The sequence below is a fragment of the Nocardioides sp. NPDC058538 genome (assembly GCF_042719275.1).
GTDB lineage: Bacteria > Actinomycetota > Actinomycetes > Propionibacteriales > Nocardioidaceae > Nocardioides.
Window position 1 is genome coordinate 70,732 of sequence record NZ_JBHXNY010000015.1, and the last position, 14,251, is coordinate 84,982.

Genomic DNA, 14,251 nt, shown 5'->3' on the forward strand with positions numbered 1-14,251 from the left:
TTAAGATTTGGCTCATGATCGGTCCCAAGGCAGTGCTCACCAGTGCGGCTGGCCGGCTCGCACCCAAGGTCATCCAGTCCGCTCCCGGCGTGACCACCACCGTGGTCCGGCAGGCGCTGCACCACGCGATCGTCGGGGTGGGCCCGCTCCCAGGAGCTGCCGCGGCCGCCGAGAAGCACCTCAAGGACCATGACAACGACGTCGATCTCGCGGTGAAGCAGGTCATCGACAACCACGTGCGGCTGGCCGGTGTCGGCGGCTTCGCGACCAACATCGGCGGTCTGGTCACCCAGGCGATCACGCTCCCGGCCAACATCACCGGGATGGCCATCATCCAGTGCCGCATGGTGGCCGCGATCGCGCATCTTCGTGGCTACGACCTGACCGATCCTCGGGTGCGCAACGCCATCCTGCTCACCCTCCTGAGCGAGGAGAAGGTCGGCAAGCAGATCCAGGAGAAGAAGATCCCGGCTCCGCCGATGGCCATCGCGACCGCTCCGACCTACGACCGCGCGATCGATGCCATCGTCGCCTCGGAGGTGGCCCAGGAGCTGCTCAGCCGGGTCACTGGCAGGGGCATGATCTCCATGGCCGCCAAGCGGATACCGCTGGTCGGCGGTGTCGTCGGCGGAGGGGCCGATGGGTGGATGACCTACCAGATCGGTCGGTACGCCTCGCGCGAGCTGCTGCCGCGTCACCCCGACAACGGCTGAGCCCGGCTCACAGGAACTTCACAGGTCCGTCCAACGTTCCTCAGAGCACGGAACGCCACACTGTTGGTGTCCGCTTGGGAGGAGCAGCAGATGACCCTCGACACGTCGTACGCCCCGATCAGCCCAGCCCGCGCTGCCGGGGTCGAGGTGAGACCTCACCTGCTCCTCCTGGGCGGCGTACCCGGCGCCGGCAAGAGCACGCTGATCCGGGGCGTGGCCGACCGGCGTCCCGACGTACGGACCCTCGACTCCGAGACCCCGGGTCGCTGGCTCGCGGCACGGCTGCCGGAGGTGCCCTACCGCCTCTACCGGCCACTGGTGCACCTGTGGCACGCGATCGCGACCCTGGTCCTCGTCCTGCTCGGCCCGACCCCCGATCGCCCCACGCTCCTCGTCCACGACCCGGCCACCCGACCCGGCAGGCGCGAGCTGCTCGGGCGCATCGCCCACGCTCGCGGCTGGCGTACGTCGCTGGTCATGATCGACGTGCCGCGCGTCGCCGCGATCGACGGCCAGTGCGAGCGCGGGCGGATGGTCCGCACGGACGCCTTCGAGCGTCACTGGGACCGCTGGACCGATGCTCAGCCGCGGCTCCTGACCGCGGCGACCTTCGGTGACGCCGACGGGTCCTGGGACAAGGTCCACGTCTTCGACCGTGCCCGCGCCGCGGCACGGCTCGAGGCGATCCTCTAACGGCGGACGAGGCGGTAGAGCTTCAGGACCGCCCGGCCCCACCAGCGACGCTCGAGACCCTCGCGGGCCCGCTGCTTCGGCACCAGCGACCGGGTGTGCTCCAGCTCGGCGCGCAGCTCATCGACCTCGTCCTCCAGCCGGGCCTCGGACTTGCGCAGCCGGATGGCCTCCTGGAGCAGAGCGTCGATGGTCGCGACGCCGGCGTCGAGGACCTCGCGCGAGGAGATGGTGTCCGGGTCGACGAACGGCTTGTCCGCCAGGTCAACTGGGACCAGCAGCTCCTCCAGCCCGCCGACCACGTCGTAGCCACGTCCCGTCAGCGCCTTGACCCAGCTCTCGGAGAGCGACTCGACCCACGGCAGGATCGAGGGGGACAGCGCCAGGCGCGCGGAGTCGCGGCGCTTGGCCAGCGTGCGGTGGGCCAGGAACTCGCGTACGAAGGGACGGTAGTCGGCCGGCTCGAGCACCGGCACGACCGCCAGGTTGATCTCGCGGAGCAGGGCCGCCTCGGGTACGCCGAGGGACGGGTTGCCGCGGTCGATCCCCTCGAAGTCGATGGTCAGATCATCGAGACCGAAGGCGGTGGAGAACCGCTCCCACAGCAGCGACGAGGACGACCCCGGCGGCGGGACGGTGATCAGGTGGACGCGCTCGGGCGCGATGCCCTGGGTCCACCGGTCGAGGATGTCGGGCAGCTCCTGGACGCCCCAGAACCATGATCCGATCCGGCCCTCGCGGGCGGGGTCGCGGATCTCCTCGAGGAACTCGGCGTAGGTCACGACCGAGCGGTGCTTGACGTTCTCCTGCCACTCGGCCGGGATCTGCCGGGCCAGGTCGCGCGCGGAGAGCATGATGTGGATCTCGGAGTCGCCCAGCGAGTCCAGCGCGTGCTTGGCCTGCTGCCAGGACGCGCTCGCCAGGATCTCGTGGGAGATGATCACGGTGCCGTTCTCGACGGCGCGCACCTTCTCCGCGAGGGCGTCCCAGGCGCCGGTCGCCTCCTCCTCGATGCCGCCCCAGGGCAGATCCATCAGATCGAGGGCCGCCAGGAAGTGGGCGTCGAAGCGGTCGGCGAAGTAGTGGACTCCCTGCCCGGTGAGGGACTCCCGGTTATGGAAGAGGACGTCTTGAAGATAGGACGTGCCCGTCTTCGGGGTGCCGACATGAAGCAGCACGCGCCGCCCAGTCTCCAACGTTCTACTCCTCTAGGAACGCCCCGCCAGCAATGACAACGCGAGCGCCAACGCCCGGCACTCGTCGGGACCCTGCGTCGCCGCCCCCGAGGGGAGCAGCCGGTCAGGGTCTCCGTGGAGAGCGTATCCGGCTTGTACCAATGCATCACGTTGGGCCCGCGCCTGTGTTTCGACCCAAGGCAAACTTTCCGGAGGGACGCCGACCTCCCGGGCGTCCGGAACGAGCGGTTCGAGCTTCTCCAACCGCGGTCGCAGCTGGTCGACCAGCAGTTTCCGCTGGGTCTCGAGATCGGTTCGTACGCTGAGAACCTGTCCGATCACGCGAGCGACCTCGTTGCCCTCGGCCGAGATCGACCAGGGGCCGGGCACGCTGTCCACGCCGAGCAGGCCGGGCAGCAGGGCGGGATCGGTGACGATCTCGACGCGGTCCTTCCCGACCCGTCGGGCCCACCAGCGGGCGATCCTGGGCAGATCGGCACGGGGGCCGAGCCAACCGCGCCACTGTGCGTCTCGGATCCAGATGTGCCAGGGGTTGACCCGGTTGGTGAAGGTGCGGAACCTCCACGCACCGGCGGCGATCTCGTCCAGCGGGCCACCGAGGACGTAGACGGTGTAGCCGTCGGCGCCAGGCAGCCTTCCCTGCCACTCCAGCTCCTCGCGGATGGGCAGCGTGAGCCACGGCGAACCGACCAGGCGGTAGGGGAACTTCTCCTGGTCGGGCTCGGACTTCTTGGGCCGGCGCGACCATCTTCGGGGACGCCGCGCGGGCGCGGTCTCCACGCTGGCGAGCAGGTCCTCGGCAAGCAGCACGCTCGCCGCTCTCAGCAGCTCCCGCGCCGACATCGTCGCCGGATCGACGGGCAGCGGGCCGTACGTCCTCGTCTCGGTGTCCCCGAGCAGCGGCAGGTCGCGGCGGCCTCGGCCGGGCGGGCTCGTGCGCAGCAGGGCGTCGACCCGATCAGGATCGGACGGACCTGTCCCGTTGAGCCGCCGCAGCAGCTCGAGCATCTCGGCACCCGGCAGATGGTCGGTCGTGAAGGGCGTGGCGGGCTCGGACCAGGATGCCCAAGGAGTCGTACCGCCCTCGCGCAGGTGCGCGGCCCAACCCCAACCCCTGGTGGGTGCCGGCGTGGCCGGCATCAGGAGCGTCGCCCCTTGACCCGCCGCATCAGGTTCGCAGCACGGGAGGCGACCGGACGCTGGGGCGGGTCGGTGCGCGCGGCCTCGACGACGACCGCGACCAGGGCGTCGATCGCCGCGTCGGCGACGTCCTTGGTGCGCGGCGCGTCCGGGTCGATCCACTCGACGTCGGCGTCGGGTCGCTGCGGGCGGAGGTCATCGAGGTCGCCGGCGATGTCGACCTTGGCCAGCTCGGCCCACTCGATCCACGACTCCGCGACCTGGTCGGCCCAGTCGAAGGCGGTCGGCGGCAAGGTGACCCGCTCGCGACCGTCACGGTGGGCGAGGGTGCGCTTGGCGATCACCTCGGTGACCATGTGGCGGTAGTCCTCGCGGGGGAGCTCCTGCGACTCGAGCCGCGCGTTGAGCCGGCGAAGCAGTGTCGCCTCGGCGCGGCCGAGCGACTGGTTGTGGCGGTCGCTGTCGATCGGGGTCCAGGACTCCTCGATCCCGACCACCTCGCAGAACCGGCGCCAGAGCAGCTCGCTCGGCGCCCCGTCGGGCGGCACGGTGACCAGGTGCACGCGCTCGGGCGGCAGGTTGCGACCCCACCGGCTGAGCACGTCCGGCAGGCCGTGCGTACGCCAGAACCAGGCGGCCGAGCGCGACTGCTTCGCGGTCTGCATCCGCTCGAGGTAGCGCGCGAAGGTGACCTTGCGCTCACGCTGCACCTGGTCCTGCCACTCCGCCGCCAGCACGCGCGCGATGTCGCGAGCCGTGTAGACGATGTGCACCTCGGTGCGGCCGCCCTCGCCGAGGTCGGTCATGGCCTTCTCGACCCGGTCGGGCCTGGCCCCGGCGAAGAGGTGGTGGCTGATCAGGATCGTCTCGGACTCGTCGCGGCGCACCCGCTTGACCAGCGCGTCCCACTCGCCGTGGACGGTCTTCCTCATCCCGCCCCACGGGCGGTCGATCAGGTCGAGCGCCGGCCGGAAGAAATCTGGCTGGCTGCCGACCGGGTAGAAGACGCCATGTTTCTCCAGGGACACCCGGTTGTGGAACAACCTGTCCTGGAGGTACGTCGTGCCCGTCTTCGGAGCGCCGACGTGGAGGAAGACTTTGCGCGCCATGATCCCGCTATTCTGCACCAAGTTAGTAGAGATTGTCGCGGCGGTCCGTCTTTTGTCACCCGGCCGTCACTCTTGGGTGCAGTCTAGGGCGTGTCTCCAGCTAGGACCGCAAGGCACGTACGACAGCCGACGGGCTCGGCCTACCGAGGTGGTCGGCGAGCCAGCTGCTCGTGTCGGCGACCTTGTCGAGATCGACACCGTGCTCGATCCCCAGGCCGTCGAGCATCCAGAGCAGGTCCTCGGTCGCCAGGTTGCCCGTGGCTGACTTGGCATAGGGGCAGCCGCCCAGGCCGCCGGCGCTCGCGTCGTAGGTGCTCACCCCGGACTGGAGGCCGGCGAGGGTGTTGGCCAGGGCCTGGCCGTAGGTGTCGTGGAAGTGCAGCGCGAGCCGGTCGGTCGTAACGCCTTCTTCTTTGAACGCTCCGATCAGCGCCTTCACGTGGCCGGCGGTCGCGACGCCGATCGTGTCGCCGAGGCTGAGCTCGTCGGCGCCGAGATCCAGGAGCCGCTTGCCCGCCTCGACCACCTTCGCGATCTCGACCTGGCCCTCCCAGGGGTCGCCGAAGCACATGCTGAGGTAGCCGCGGACGGTCATGTTCGCGTCTTTGGCCCGCGTCATCGTCGGCTCGAACATCGCCCACTGGCCGTCGAAGGTCTGGTTGAGGTTCTTGTTGGCGAACGTCTCCGTCGCGCTGCCGAAGATCGCGATGTGACGCAGCCCCAGCTCAAGCGCGCGGTCGAGACCCTTCTCGTTGGGGACCAGGACGGGGAGCTCTCGCGCCCTGTCGCCGAGGCGGTCGACCAGCTCCTCCATGAGCTGTTTCGCATCAGCCAGCTGCGGCACCCACTTCGGGTGCACGAAGCTCGTCGCCTCCACCGGGCTCAGCCCGGCGTCGAGCAGCCGCGTGATCAGGTCCGCCTTGACGCCGGTGTCGATCGCCGTCTTCTCGTTCTGGAGGCCGTCACGCGCCCCGACCTCGTAGATCGTGATCCTGCTGGGCAGGTCGTCGTGGCGTACGACTGCGGGGAGATCCGTCATGAGGTCGGCTCCACCACGAACAGCTCCGCCCCGAGCGGCACCTGGGATCCGGCTGACGCGCCGACGACAGTCACGGTGCCGGCGAACGGGGCCTTGAGGGAGACCTCCATCTTCATCGCCTCCATGACGCCGAGGACCTGGCCCTCCTCGACCTGGTCACCGACCTGGACGCGTACGTCGATGACGGTGCCGGGCATCTTGGCCTCGACCGCGCCGTCACTGTGGTGGGCGGCGGCGCCGGCGACGCGGTCGGGCGGGGAGAAGTCGAAGCGGTGGCCCTGGTGGACGATCTCGGCGAGGCCGGGCTGGACGTTGATGGCCGCCCGGTGGCGTACGCCGTCGACGATCGCCACGAGGACGTGGTCGGCCGCACTGAGCTGTCTGACCAGGTGGTCGTCCACGCGGCCGGAGGGGCGGTCGACGGTGACGCTGCGGTCGAGGTCGACGACGGTCGGCGCCGGGGACCCGGCAAGGCGCCAGCCGTCGGCACGGAACGGAGTCGTGGTGTCCGACGCCGCCGACAACATCGCGCTGACCCAGGCGACGAGTGCGCGCGGGACCTCGGGGTCGGGTGCCGGCACCTCGTTGCGGTCGAGCCAGGCGGTGTCGATCTCCGCGTCGCGGAAGGCGTCGGAGGCGGCCAGCACGCGCAGGAAGCCGGTGTTGGTGGTCAGCCCGAGGACGGCGGTCGCGTCGAGCGCCTTGACCATCGCCGTACGGGCTTCCTCGCGGTCGGCGCCGTGGACGATGACCTTGGCGAGCATCGGGTCGTAGGCGGTGCTGACGACCTGCTCGCTCTCCAGAGCGTGCTCCACGCGAGCGCTCTCGGGCCAGCGCACGATCGAGGTCCGGCCGGCCTGCGGCAGGAAGCCCTCGAAGGCGTCCTCCGCGTAGACCCGGACCTCGATGGCGTGGCCGTCGATGCGTACGTCGTCCTGGGCGATACCCAAGGGCTCGCCGGCGGCCACCCGGAGCTGGAGCGCGACGAGATCGGCGGCGGACCCGTCGATGCGTACCGCCTCCTCGGTGACCGGGTGCTCGACCTGGAGACGGGTGTTCATCTCCAGGAAGTACGCCTCGCCGGACGCCTCGTCGAGGAGGAACTCGACCGTCCCGGCGCCGGTGTAGTCGACCTGCCGAGCGAGCGCGACGGCGCTGGTCAGGACCAGGTTCCGCTGCTCGTCGGTGAGCGTCGGGGCGGGCGCCTCCTCGATCACCTTCTGGTGGCGGCGCTGGACCGAGCAGTCCCGCTCGAAGAGGTGGATGACGTTGCCGTGGGTGTCGCCGAAGACCTGCACCTCGATGTGGCGGCCACGCTCGACGTACTTCTCGATGAGGAGGGTCTCGTCGCCGAACGCGCTCAGCGCCTCACGGGCCGCAGCCGCGCGGGCCTCGTCCAGCTCCTCCGGGGAGCGGACGATGCGCATGCCCTTGCCGCCGCCGCCCGCCGCGGCCTTGACCAGCAGCGGGTAGGGGCTGTCCTCGCCCCGCGGAACCACAGGTACGCCGGCAGCGACCGCGATCTCCCGGGCCGCGTCCTTACGGCCCATCTGCTCGATCACCTCCGGCGTCGGACCGACCCAGGTCAGCCCCGCCTTCGCCACCGCGCGGGCGAACTCGGCCCGCTCGGAGAGGAACCCGTAGCCCGGGTGGACGGCCTCGGCACCTGCCTCGGCGGCGGCCGCGACCACCGCATCGGCGTCGAGGTAGGACGCGACCTCGACGGCCTCGTCGGCGTCGCGTACGTGAGGCGCGTCCGCGTCGAGCGCGGTGTAGATCGCAACAGTGCGGATCCCCAGCTCACGACAGGTGCGGAAGACGCGTCGCGCGATCTCGCCGCGGTTGGCGACCAGAACACTCTCGAACATCCCAGACTCAAACATCCCAGGCTCAAACATTCCAGTCACATCCTGAAGATTCCGTAGCGGGGCTCGGGGGTCGGCGCGTTCGCCGCCACCGCGAGCCCCATCGCCAGCACCCGTCGGGTGTCGGCGGGGTCGATGATGCCGTCATCCCACAGGCGCGCGGTGGCGTAGTAGGGAGAGCCCTGGGTCTCGTACTGGTCCCGGATCGGCGCCTTGAACTCCTCGTCGTCCGGCTTGCCTGCGACGGTCGCGAGCACCGATGCGGCCTGCTCGCCGCCCATGACCGAGATCCGCGCGTTGGGCCACATCCACAGGAAGCGCGGGTCGTACGCGCGCCCGCACATGCCGTAGTTGCCGGCGCCGTAGGAGCCGCCGATGACGACGGTGAACTTCGGGACCACCGAGCAGGCGACGGCGGTGACGAGCTTGGCGCCGTCACGGGCGATGCCCTTGTTCTCGTACTCCTTGCCGACCATGAACCCGGTGATGTTCTGCAGGAACACCAGCGGGATGCCGCGCTGGTTGCACAGCTCCACGAAGTGGGCGCCCTTGAGCGCCGACTCGGAGAAGAGGATGCCGTTGTTGGCGACGATGCCGACCGGCTGCCCCTCGATGTGGGCGAACCCGCAGACCAGCGTCTCGCCGTAGAGCTGCTTGAACTCCTGCAGCTTCGACCCGTCGACGATGCGGCGGATCACCTCGCGTACGTCATAGGGGGTCTTCGTGTCGGCGGGCACGACGTCGGCGAGCGTCTCGGGGGACTCGACCGGCTCGTCGTAGGCCTCGACGGGCCGCGTGTCCTGGGCGGGGAGAGTCGAGACGATGCCGCGGACGATCTCGAGGGCGTGCTTGTCGTCGTCGGCCAGGTGGTCGACGACGCCCGATTTGGTGGCGTGGACGAGGCCGCCGCCGAGCTCCTCGGCGGTGACCTCCTCGCCCGTGGCCGCCTTCACCAGCGGCGGGCCACCGAGGAAGATCGTGCCCTGGTCGCGCACGATCACGGTCTCGTCGCTCATCGCCGGCACGTAGGCGCCACCGGCGGTGCACGAGCCCATCACGCTCGCGATCTGCGGGATCCCGCGCGCCGACATGTTGGCCTGGTTGAAGAAGATCCGCCCGAAGTGCTCGCGGTCGGGGAAGACCTCGTCCTGCTTCGGCAGGAACGCGCCGCCGGAGTCGACGAGGTAGATGCACGGGAGGTTGTTCTCCGCCGCGATCGTCTGCGCTCGCAGGTGCTTCTTGACCGTCAGCGGGTAGTACGTGCCGCCCTTCACGGTCGCGTCGTTCCCCACAACCATGCACTTGCGGCCGGCGACCATCCCGATCCCGGCGACCACCCCCGCCGACGGCACCGCCCATTCGTCGCCGTCGTCGTACATTCCGTACGCCGCGAGCGGGCTCACCTCCAGGAACGGTGACCCGGGGTCGAGGAGACCGTCCACCCGGTCGCGCGGGAGCAGCTTCCCGCGGTCGGTGTGCCGTTGCCGGGAGCGTTCGCTCCCCCCTTGCCGTACGCGCTCGAGCCGCTCTCGCAGCTCGAGCGTCAGCTCGCGCAGATTCGACGCCATGCACCGAGGTTAACGTTCATTAACCTCGGGTGACAAGCCCCACACCGAAGTCACTCTCCCCGGAGGGAACTCGGCGGCTACTCCGCGAGGGCGCCCCGGGCCATCTTGGTGAGGACCGCGCGGGTCGCTTCCTCGGGGAGAACCCGGTTATGAGGGGTGGAGTTGATGAGGCCGAAGACGGCGTGGGCCATCGCGCGGGCGCTGTCGAGAGCCAGCGCCGGGTTGCGGTCGCGGAGCTGGTCGGCCCAGAGGTCGACGTACTTCCGCTGCAGGGTGCGCACCTGCTCGCGCGCCTCGTGCGGAAGCGACTGCCAGTCACGCTCCTGGACGACGATCAGGGCGCGGTCGCGCAGCGCGAAGTCGACGTGCCAGTCGATCAGCGCCTCGATGGCCTCAGCAGTGCTCGAGGCACCCTTCACGCGGACGCGTCCTTCGCGGAGCAGCTCCTGGGAGATCGAGACGAGCATCTCGGCGAGCATCGCGTCCTTGCTCGGGAAGTGCTTGTAGAGCGCCGGGCCGGAGATGCCGCAGGCAGCGCCGAGCTCGGAGACGGAGACTCCGTGGAACCCGCGGGCCGCGAAGAGCTCGGCCGCGGTGTCCAGGATCTGCTCGCGCCTGGTCTTCGTCGGGGCCGAGGTCATTGCACGAGGTTATCGCGTGAGCTCCGGAGGCATCTCACTCCTCGAGCAGGTGGCGTGCCCGGAGCACCGCGTCGAGCGCGATCTCGACGTCGTCGACCTGGTCTCGCGCCGCCTCGACCGGCGCAGCCGCGCCGGTCCCCGACGACACTGCCGGCCGATCCTGACGTAGCCCCCTGCGCAGGCCACCCAGCAGCTCGTCACGCTCCGCCCCGCGAAGGTGAAGCAGCGCGGACGCGTCGCGATCGACGATCCAGCAGAGCTGGTGCAGCACCGCGAGCGAGTGACCGCACACCGCGTGCCAGTGCCCGCACGTGCAGGTCACCGCGAGCTCCTCGCCATAGGGAACCAGCTCGACCCCGGCCTCCTCGGCGTGCTCGGCCACATCCAACGGCAGCTCGCCAACCAGCAGCGCCTCGGCCCGCGCGGACGAGGCGCCGAGGACCTCCAGGAGCGCGGCGACGGACTCTGCGCCCAGCACCGGAACCGTGCCGGTCACCGTCCACAACCCGAGCTCGTCATCGACCGCCGCCGCGAACCGGCCGGGCTCGACGACCAGCCCGCCGATCCGCCCCGAGCGGGCGAGCGACCGAGCACCGGACAGCTGGTTGTCGTCGTACGCCAGCTCCTCGATCGCCCGCAGCAACGCTCGGCCCCACCACGACTGGACCCGCACCATCCCACGCCGGTGCGGCTCGCGGGCGAAGGTCAATGCCATTCTCATGAGGCGATCCGGCGACGTTTTCGGCGCTTCTGGGGACCGAGCTTGACCAGCTCACGGAGCTCGGCGTTGGAGAGCTCGGTGAAGGCGGCCTCGCCGCCTCCGAGGACCGCGTCGGCGAGCACCCGTTTGCGCTGCAGCAGCTCCGCGACGCGCTCCTCGACGGTGCCTTGGGTGATGAGCCGGTGGACCTGAACCGTACGCGTCTGGCCGATGCGGTGAGCCCGGTCGGTGGCCTGGTCCTCGACCGCCGGGTTCCACCAGCGGTCGACGTGGATGACGTGGTCGGCGCGAGTCAGGTTGAGCCCGACCCCGCCGGCCTTGAGCGAGAGCAGGAAGACCGGCACCTCGCCGTCCTGGAAGCGCTCGACCATCCGGGAGCGCTCGGCCACCGGGGTGCCGCCGTGCAGGAACTGGTGAGCGACACCGGCGGAGGCCCAGTGGGTCTCGAGGAGACGGGCCATCGCGACGTACTGCGTGAAGATCAGGACGGCCCCCGACTCGGCGAGCACGGTCGAGACCAGCTCGTCGAGGAGGTCGATCTTCTGTGACCGCCCCGCGATCCGCCCGCCTTCCTGCTTCAAGAACTGCGCCGGGTGGTTGCAGATCTGCTTGAGCCCGGTGAGCAGGCTGAGCACCAGCCCGCGACGCTGAGGGTCATCGGCGTCGAGCCTCTCGATCCGCGCCATCGCGTCGCGTACGTAGGCCTCGTAGAGCACCGTCTGCTCCCGCGTCAGTGCCAGCAGGTGGTCGGTCTCGGTCTTGGGCGGCAGCTCGGGAGCCACCCCGGGGTCCGACTTGCGGCGGCGCAGCATGAACGGGCCGACCAGCGAGGCGAACTCCTTCGCCTTCCCGACATCGGCACCGGCCTCGATCTGGCTCGCCCAGGCGCGGCGGAAGGCCAGCCGGCTCCCCAGCAGACCTGGCACGCACCAGTCGAGCAGCGCCCACAGCTCGGTCAGGTTGTTCTCCACAGGGGTGCCGGTCAGGGCCACCCGGGCGTGCGAAGGGATCTCGCGGAGCGCCTTCGCGGTCGCGGAGGCAGCGTTCTTCACGTGCTGCGCCTCATCGGCGACGACGAGCCCCCACGGCTCCGCCGAGAGCAGCTCGGTGTCGCGCCGCATCGTCCCGTACGTCGTCAGCACCACCCCGCTCGCGCCCTCGACGTCGCGCTCGGCGCCATGGTGGCGGCGCACCTCCACCTCGGGAGCGAACCGGGCGAGCTCGGCCTCCCAGTTGCCCAGCAGGCTCGCCGGGCAGACCACCAGGGTCGGCCCCGAATGCTCCTTCTGCCGATGGAGGTGGAGCGCGATCGTCATCAGCGTCTTCCCGAGCCCCATGTCGTCGGCCAGACAGCCGCCGAGCCCGAGCGAGGTGATCCCGGCCAACCAGGTCAGCCCCTCGACCTGGTAGCCACGCATGGTCGCCTGCAGCCCGGTGGGCACCTCGACAGCAGGCCCCGAGGTCGCCGCGATCACCTCGTCGCGGAGGCGCGCGATCGATGCTCCGATGATCACCTGCTCGCCCGGTGCCGCCTCGGCGACCTCCTTCGGCACCTGACCGGTCAGGGCGACGGCCAGTGCCTCCCCGCCGCTGATCCGCTTGAGCAGCCGCTTGCGCGCCCGTCGGAGAACCGAAGGATGGACGACCGCCCACGCCCCTCTCAGTCGCAGCACCGGACCCGCGGCCGCTGCCAGTGAGTCCATCTCGGCGGCATCGAGCGGCTCGCCGCCGAGCGCCAGCTGCCACTGGAACGCGAAGAGCCCCTTCTCCCCGAGCGGCGACTCGCGCATCAGGTCCTCGCGCGCGCCGTGACGCCCGGTGGTCGAGCTTGTCGAGACCACCCGGTCCACGGCCACCGACGTCGTCAGGTCCCGTGAAAGCGAGCGCGGCCAGAGCACGTCGACACCGCGCTCCTTGAGCCACTCGACGCCGTCCTCGAGCAGGCCGACGACCTCGTCGCTCGCCAGGGTCAACCCCGAGGGCACCGGCAGGTCGAGCATCCGGTCGAGGACCGGCCACGCCTCCGCTGCACCGCGGAGAGCGACCTGCGCATGCGTACGCGCCCGGGGGCCGAACCCGTGATCGTCGGCCTCGTCCCACAGTCTCGCGGCATCCGCGACGTGCAGCGGGTCGGCCTCGTCATGCACCTGCGGCACCAACGTCAGCGACCCCACGAGCAGGTCCTCCTCCGGCGCCTCGACCCGGAACGAGAGCCGCACCAACGACGGCAACGAGGCCGTCACCGGCCCCTCATCGGTCCGATAGCGCGACAACCGGGTCTGCAACGACTCCCGGAACGCACTCGACCCGGAGGCCTTCGGCGCCGAGGTCGGCACCGCGTCCGCGACCGCGGCCACGATCTCGCGCACCAGCAGCTCGGCCGCCTCGTAGTCCAGATCCTCGTAGGCGCGCGAGGAGGCCAGCAGCCGCACCCGCTCCTCGTCCTCCGGCGTGTAGCGGACCGCCCACGAGCCATCGGCGGGCTCCAGCTGCCCCGCGGCCACGAACCGGAGCCCGAGATGGGCTGCCGACGCGACCAGGGCGACCGAAGGATGCAGGTCTGTGGCTGCGTACGCCTTCTTCAGGACCGGCAGCGCGGCCCGCATCGGCAACGACACCGACCGCCGGGAGTCCACGAACTCGACGGCCGAGTCCCGTGGCGGCTGCGCCGGGCGGAAGACCGCGCGACCGGTGACGGGTACGAAGGACATGGACATGGACATGACCGTAGCCGCCGCCACCGACGGTTTCTCATCCTCGAGGATGAGGTGGTCGCGCCCCAAGGTTGAGGCGCGTCGTGCCGAGGCACTGCCACGGTGGCTGACATGACTGAGACCACCCACCTACGCACCGCCCTCCCGCCAGGACAGCGGCGCATCGACTTCTTCCCGCGCTTCGGCCGACGTGTCGACCAGCCCCCACCGACGGTGCGCGAACATCCGACGGTGGTGTTCGGCGGAGCGCTCACGACGCCGATCGAGATCGCCGTGGAGGAGCTCGTCGGCAAGGATCGTCGCGACCTCCACGCCGACTTCCACTGCGTCGCCGGATGGTCGGTGACCGGCCTTCAGTGGGAGGGCGTCGCCTTCGCCGAGGTCTATCGGCGCTACGTCGCACCCGCCCTCGCACCAGGCACGATCGTGACTCACGTCCGCGTGCGCGGCCTCGACGGCGAACTCTTCGTGGCCGAGCTGGACGATCTCCTGGCCGACGACGTACTCCTCGCCGATCGACTCGGTGGTCGGCAACTCGACGGCAACCACGGCGCCCCGCTGCGACTGGTCAACCCGGCGCAGTACGGGTACGCCAACATCAAGCACGTGTGCCGCATCGAAGTGCTCACCGGAGCGCCGGCGGCAGGCTCACCGGCGCTGGTCGACCGGCTGTTGCAGTCCCACCCGCGGGCGCGGGTCTGGGAGGAGGAGCGCCACGGCACGGTGCCCGGCCGGCTGATCCGCCCGGTCTACCGTGCGATCAAGACCGTCATGCTCGCCACGGCCGCTCGCCGCGACAGGACCGCGGGTGAGCCAGGTCACCAGTCAAATGCAAAATAATGGCTAGGGGACCTA

The 14,251-nt window shown here is 70.3% G+C and carries 12 protein-coding genes; 3 read left to right on the top strand and 9 right to left on the bottom strand.

The annotated features are described in order from the left end of the window. Positions 1–14 precede the first annotated feature (14 nt). Both ACFWQC_RS15380 and ACFWQC_RS15385 read left to right on the top strand, forming a co-directional pair. Complete coding sequence (locus ACFWQC_RS15380; RefSeq protein ID WP_378679344.1) at positions 15–713, top strand: EcsC family protein; 699 nt, start codon at positions 15–17, stop codon at positions 711–713. A gap of 90 nt (positions 714–803) precedes the next feature. Continuing rightward, the gene (locus ACFWQC_RS15385) at positions 804–1,406 is read left to right on the top strand and encodes an AAA family ATPase (protein WP_378679346.1); all 603 of its coding nucleotides are present in this window, start codon (positions 804–806) and stop codon (positions 1,404–1,406) included. On the opposite strand, the gene ACFWQC_RS15390 is transcribed toward ACFWQC_RS15385, so the two are convergent. From ACFWQC_RS15390 to ACFWQC_RS15430, 9 genes are all read right to left on the bottom strand, one after another. After that, positions 1,403–2,581, bottom strand: a complete 1,179-nt coding sequence (locus ACFWQC_RS15390) for a hypothetical protein (RefSeq protein WP_378679349.1) — start codon at positions 2,579–2,581, stop codon at positions 1,403–1,405. The genes ACFWQC_RS15385 and ACFWQC_RS15390 overlap by 4 nt on opposite strands. Positions 2,582–2,611: 30 nt before the next feature. After that, positions 2,612–3,739: a hypothetical protein gene (locus tag ACFWQC_RS15395; RefSeq protein WP_378679351.1), complete on the bottom strand. Its 1,128-nt coding sequence runs from the start codon at positions 3,737–3,739 to the stop codon at positions 2,612–2,614. Further along, positions 3,739–4,848, bottom strand: a complete 1,110-nt coding sequence (locus ACFWQC_RS15400) for a hypothetical protein (protein WP_378679354.1) — start codon at positions 4,846–4,848, stop codon at positions 3,739–3,741. The genes ACFWQC_RS15395 and ACFWQC_RS15400 overlap by 1 nt, the downstream gene beginning before the upstream one ends. Positions 4,849–4,948: 100 nt before the next feature. Beyond that, positions 4,949–5,887: a hydroxymethylglutaryl-CoA lyase gene (locus ACFWQC_RS15405; RefSeq protein ID WP_378679356.1), complete on the bottom strand. Its 939-nt coding sequence runs from the start codon at positions 5,885–5,887 to the stop codon at positions 4,949–4,951. After that, the gene (locus tag ACFWQC_RS15410; RefSeq protein WP_378679359.1) at positions 5,884–7,755 is read right to left on the bottom strand and encodes an acetyl/propionyl/methylcrotonyl-CoA carboxylase subunit alpha; all 1,872 of its coding nucleotides are present in this window, start codon (positions 7,753–7,755) and stop codon (positions 5,884–5,886) included. Before ACFWQC_RS15410 ends, ACFWQC_RS15405 begins: the two co-directional genes overlap by 4 nt. A 35-nt stretch (positions 7,756–7,790) precedes the next feature. Then, on the bottom strand, positions 7,791–9,320 hold the full coding sequence (locus tag ACFWQC_RS15415) for a carboxyl transferase domain-containing protein (protein WP_378679362.1): 1,530 nt from the start codon (positions 9,318–9,320) through the stop codon (positions 7,791–7,793). 77 nt (positions 9,321–9,397) lie between these two features. Continuing rightward, on the bottom strand, positions 9,398–9,961 hold the full coding sequence (locus ACFWQC_RS15420) for a TetR/AcrR family transcriptional regulator (RefSeq protein WP_378679364.1): 564 nt from the start codon (positions 9,959–9,961) through the stop codon (positions 9,398–9,400). Between the two features lie 34 nt (positions 9,962–9,995). Beyond that, positions 9,996–10,676 carry a hypothetical protein gene (locus tag ACFWQC_RS15425; protein WP_378679367.1) on the bottom strand — a complete coding sequence of 227 codons (681 nt, stop codon included), beginning with the start codon at positions 10,674–10,676 and terminating at the stop codon, positions 9,996–9,998. 2 nt (positions 10,677–10,678) lie between these two features. Further along, on the bottom strand, positions 10,679–13,399 hold the full coding sequence (locus ACFWQC_RS15430; protein ID WP_378679370.1) for a DEAD/DEAH box helicase: 2,721 nt from the start codon (positions 13,397–13,399) through the stop codon (positions 10,679–10,681). A gap of 108 nt (positions 13,400–13,507) precedes the next feature. Here ACFWQC_RS15430 and ACFWQC_RS15435 point away from each other — a divergent pair, with 108 nt between their 5' ends. Beyond that, positions 13,508–14,236: a molybdopterin-dependent oxidoreductase gene (locus ACFWQC_RS15435; RefSeq protein WP_378679373.1), complete on the top strand. Its 729-nt coding sequence runs from the start codon at positions 13,508–13,510 to the stop codon at positions 14,234–14,236. Positions 14,237–14,251: the final 15 nt, after the last annotated feature.

Coding starts and splice junctions, on each gene's coding strand:
- ACFWQC_RS15380 (WP_378679344.1), top strand. CDS start 15: ATGATCGGTCCCAAGGCAGTGCTCACCAGTGCGGCTGGCCGGCTCGCA.
- ACFWQC_RS15385 (WP_378679346.1), top strand. CDS start 804: ATGACCCTCGACACGTCGTACGCCCCGATCAGCCCAGCCCGCGCTGCC.
- ACFWQC_RS15395 (WP_378679351.1), bottom strand. CDS start 3,739: ATGCCGGCCACGCCGGCACCCACCAGGGGTTGGGGTTGGGCCGCGCAC.
- ACFWQC_RS15400 (WP_378679354.1), bottom strand. CDS start 4,848: ATGGCGCGCAAAGTCTTCCTCCACGTCGGCGCTCCGAAGACGGGCACG.
- ACFWQC_RS15405 (WP_378679356.1), bottom strand. CDS start 5,887: ATGACGGATCTCCCCGCAGTCGTACGCCACGACGACCTGCCCAGCAGG.
- ACFWQC_RS15410 (WP_378679359.1), bottom strand. CDS start 7,755: ATGTTCGAGAGTGTTCTGGTCGCCAACCGCGGCGAGATCGCGCGACGC.
- ACFWQC_RS15415 (WP_378679362.1), bottom strand. CDS start 9,320: ATGGCGTCGAATCTGCGCGAGCTGACGCTCGAGCTGCGAGAGCGGCTC.
- ACFWQC_RS15420 (WP_378679364.1), bottom strand. CDS start 9,961: ATGACCTCGGCCCCGACGAAGACCAGGCGCGAGCAGATCCTGGACACC.
- ACFWQC_RS15425 (WP_378679367.1), bottom strand. CDS start 10,676: ATGGCATTGACCTTCGCCCGCGAGCCGCACCGGCGTGGGATGGTGCGG.
- ACFWQC_RS15430 (WP_378679370.1), bottom strand. CDS start 13,399: ATGTCCATGTCCTTCGTACCCGTCACCGGTCGCGCGGTCTTCCGCCCG.
- ACFWQC_RS15435 (WP_378679373.1), top strand. CDS start 13,508: ATGACTGAGACCACCCACCTACGCACCGCCCTCCCGCCAGGACAGCGG.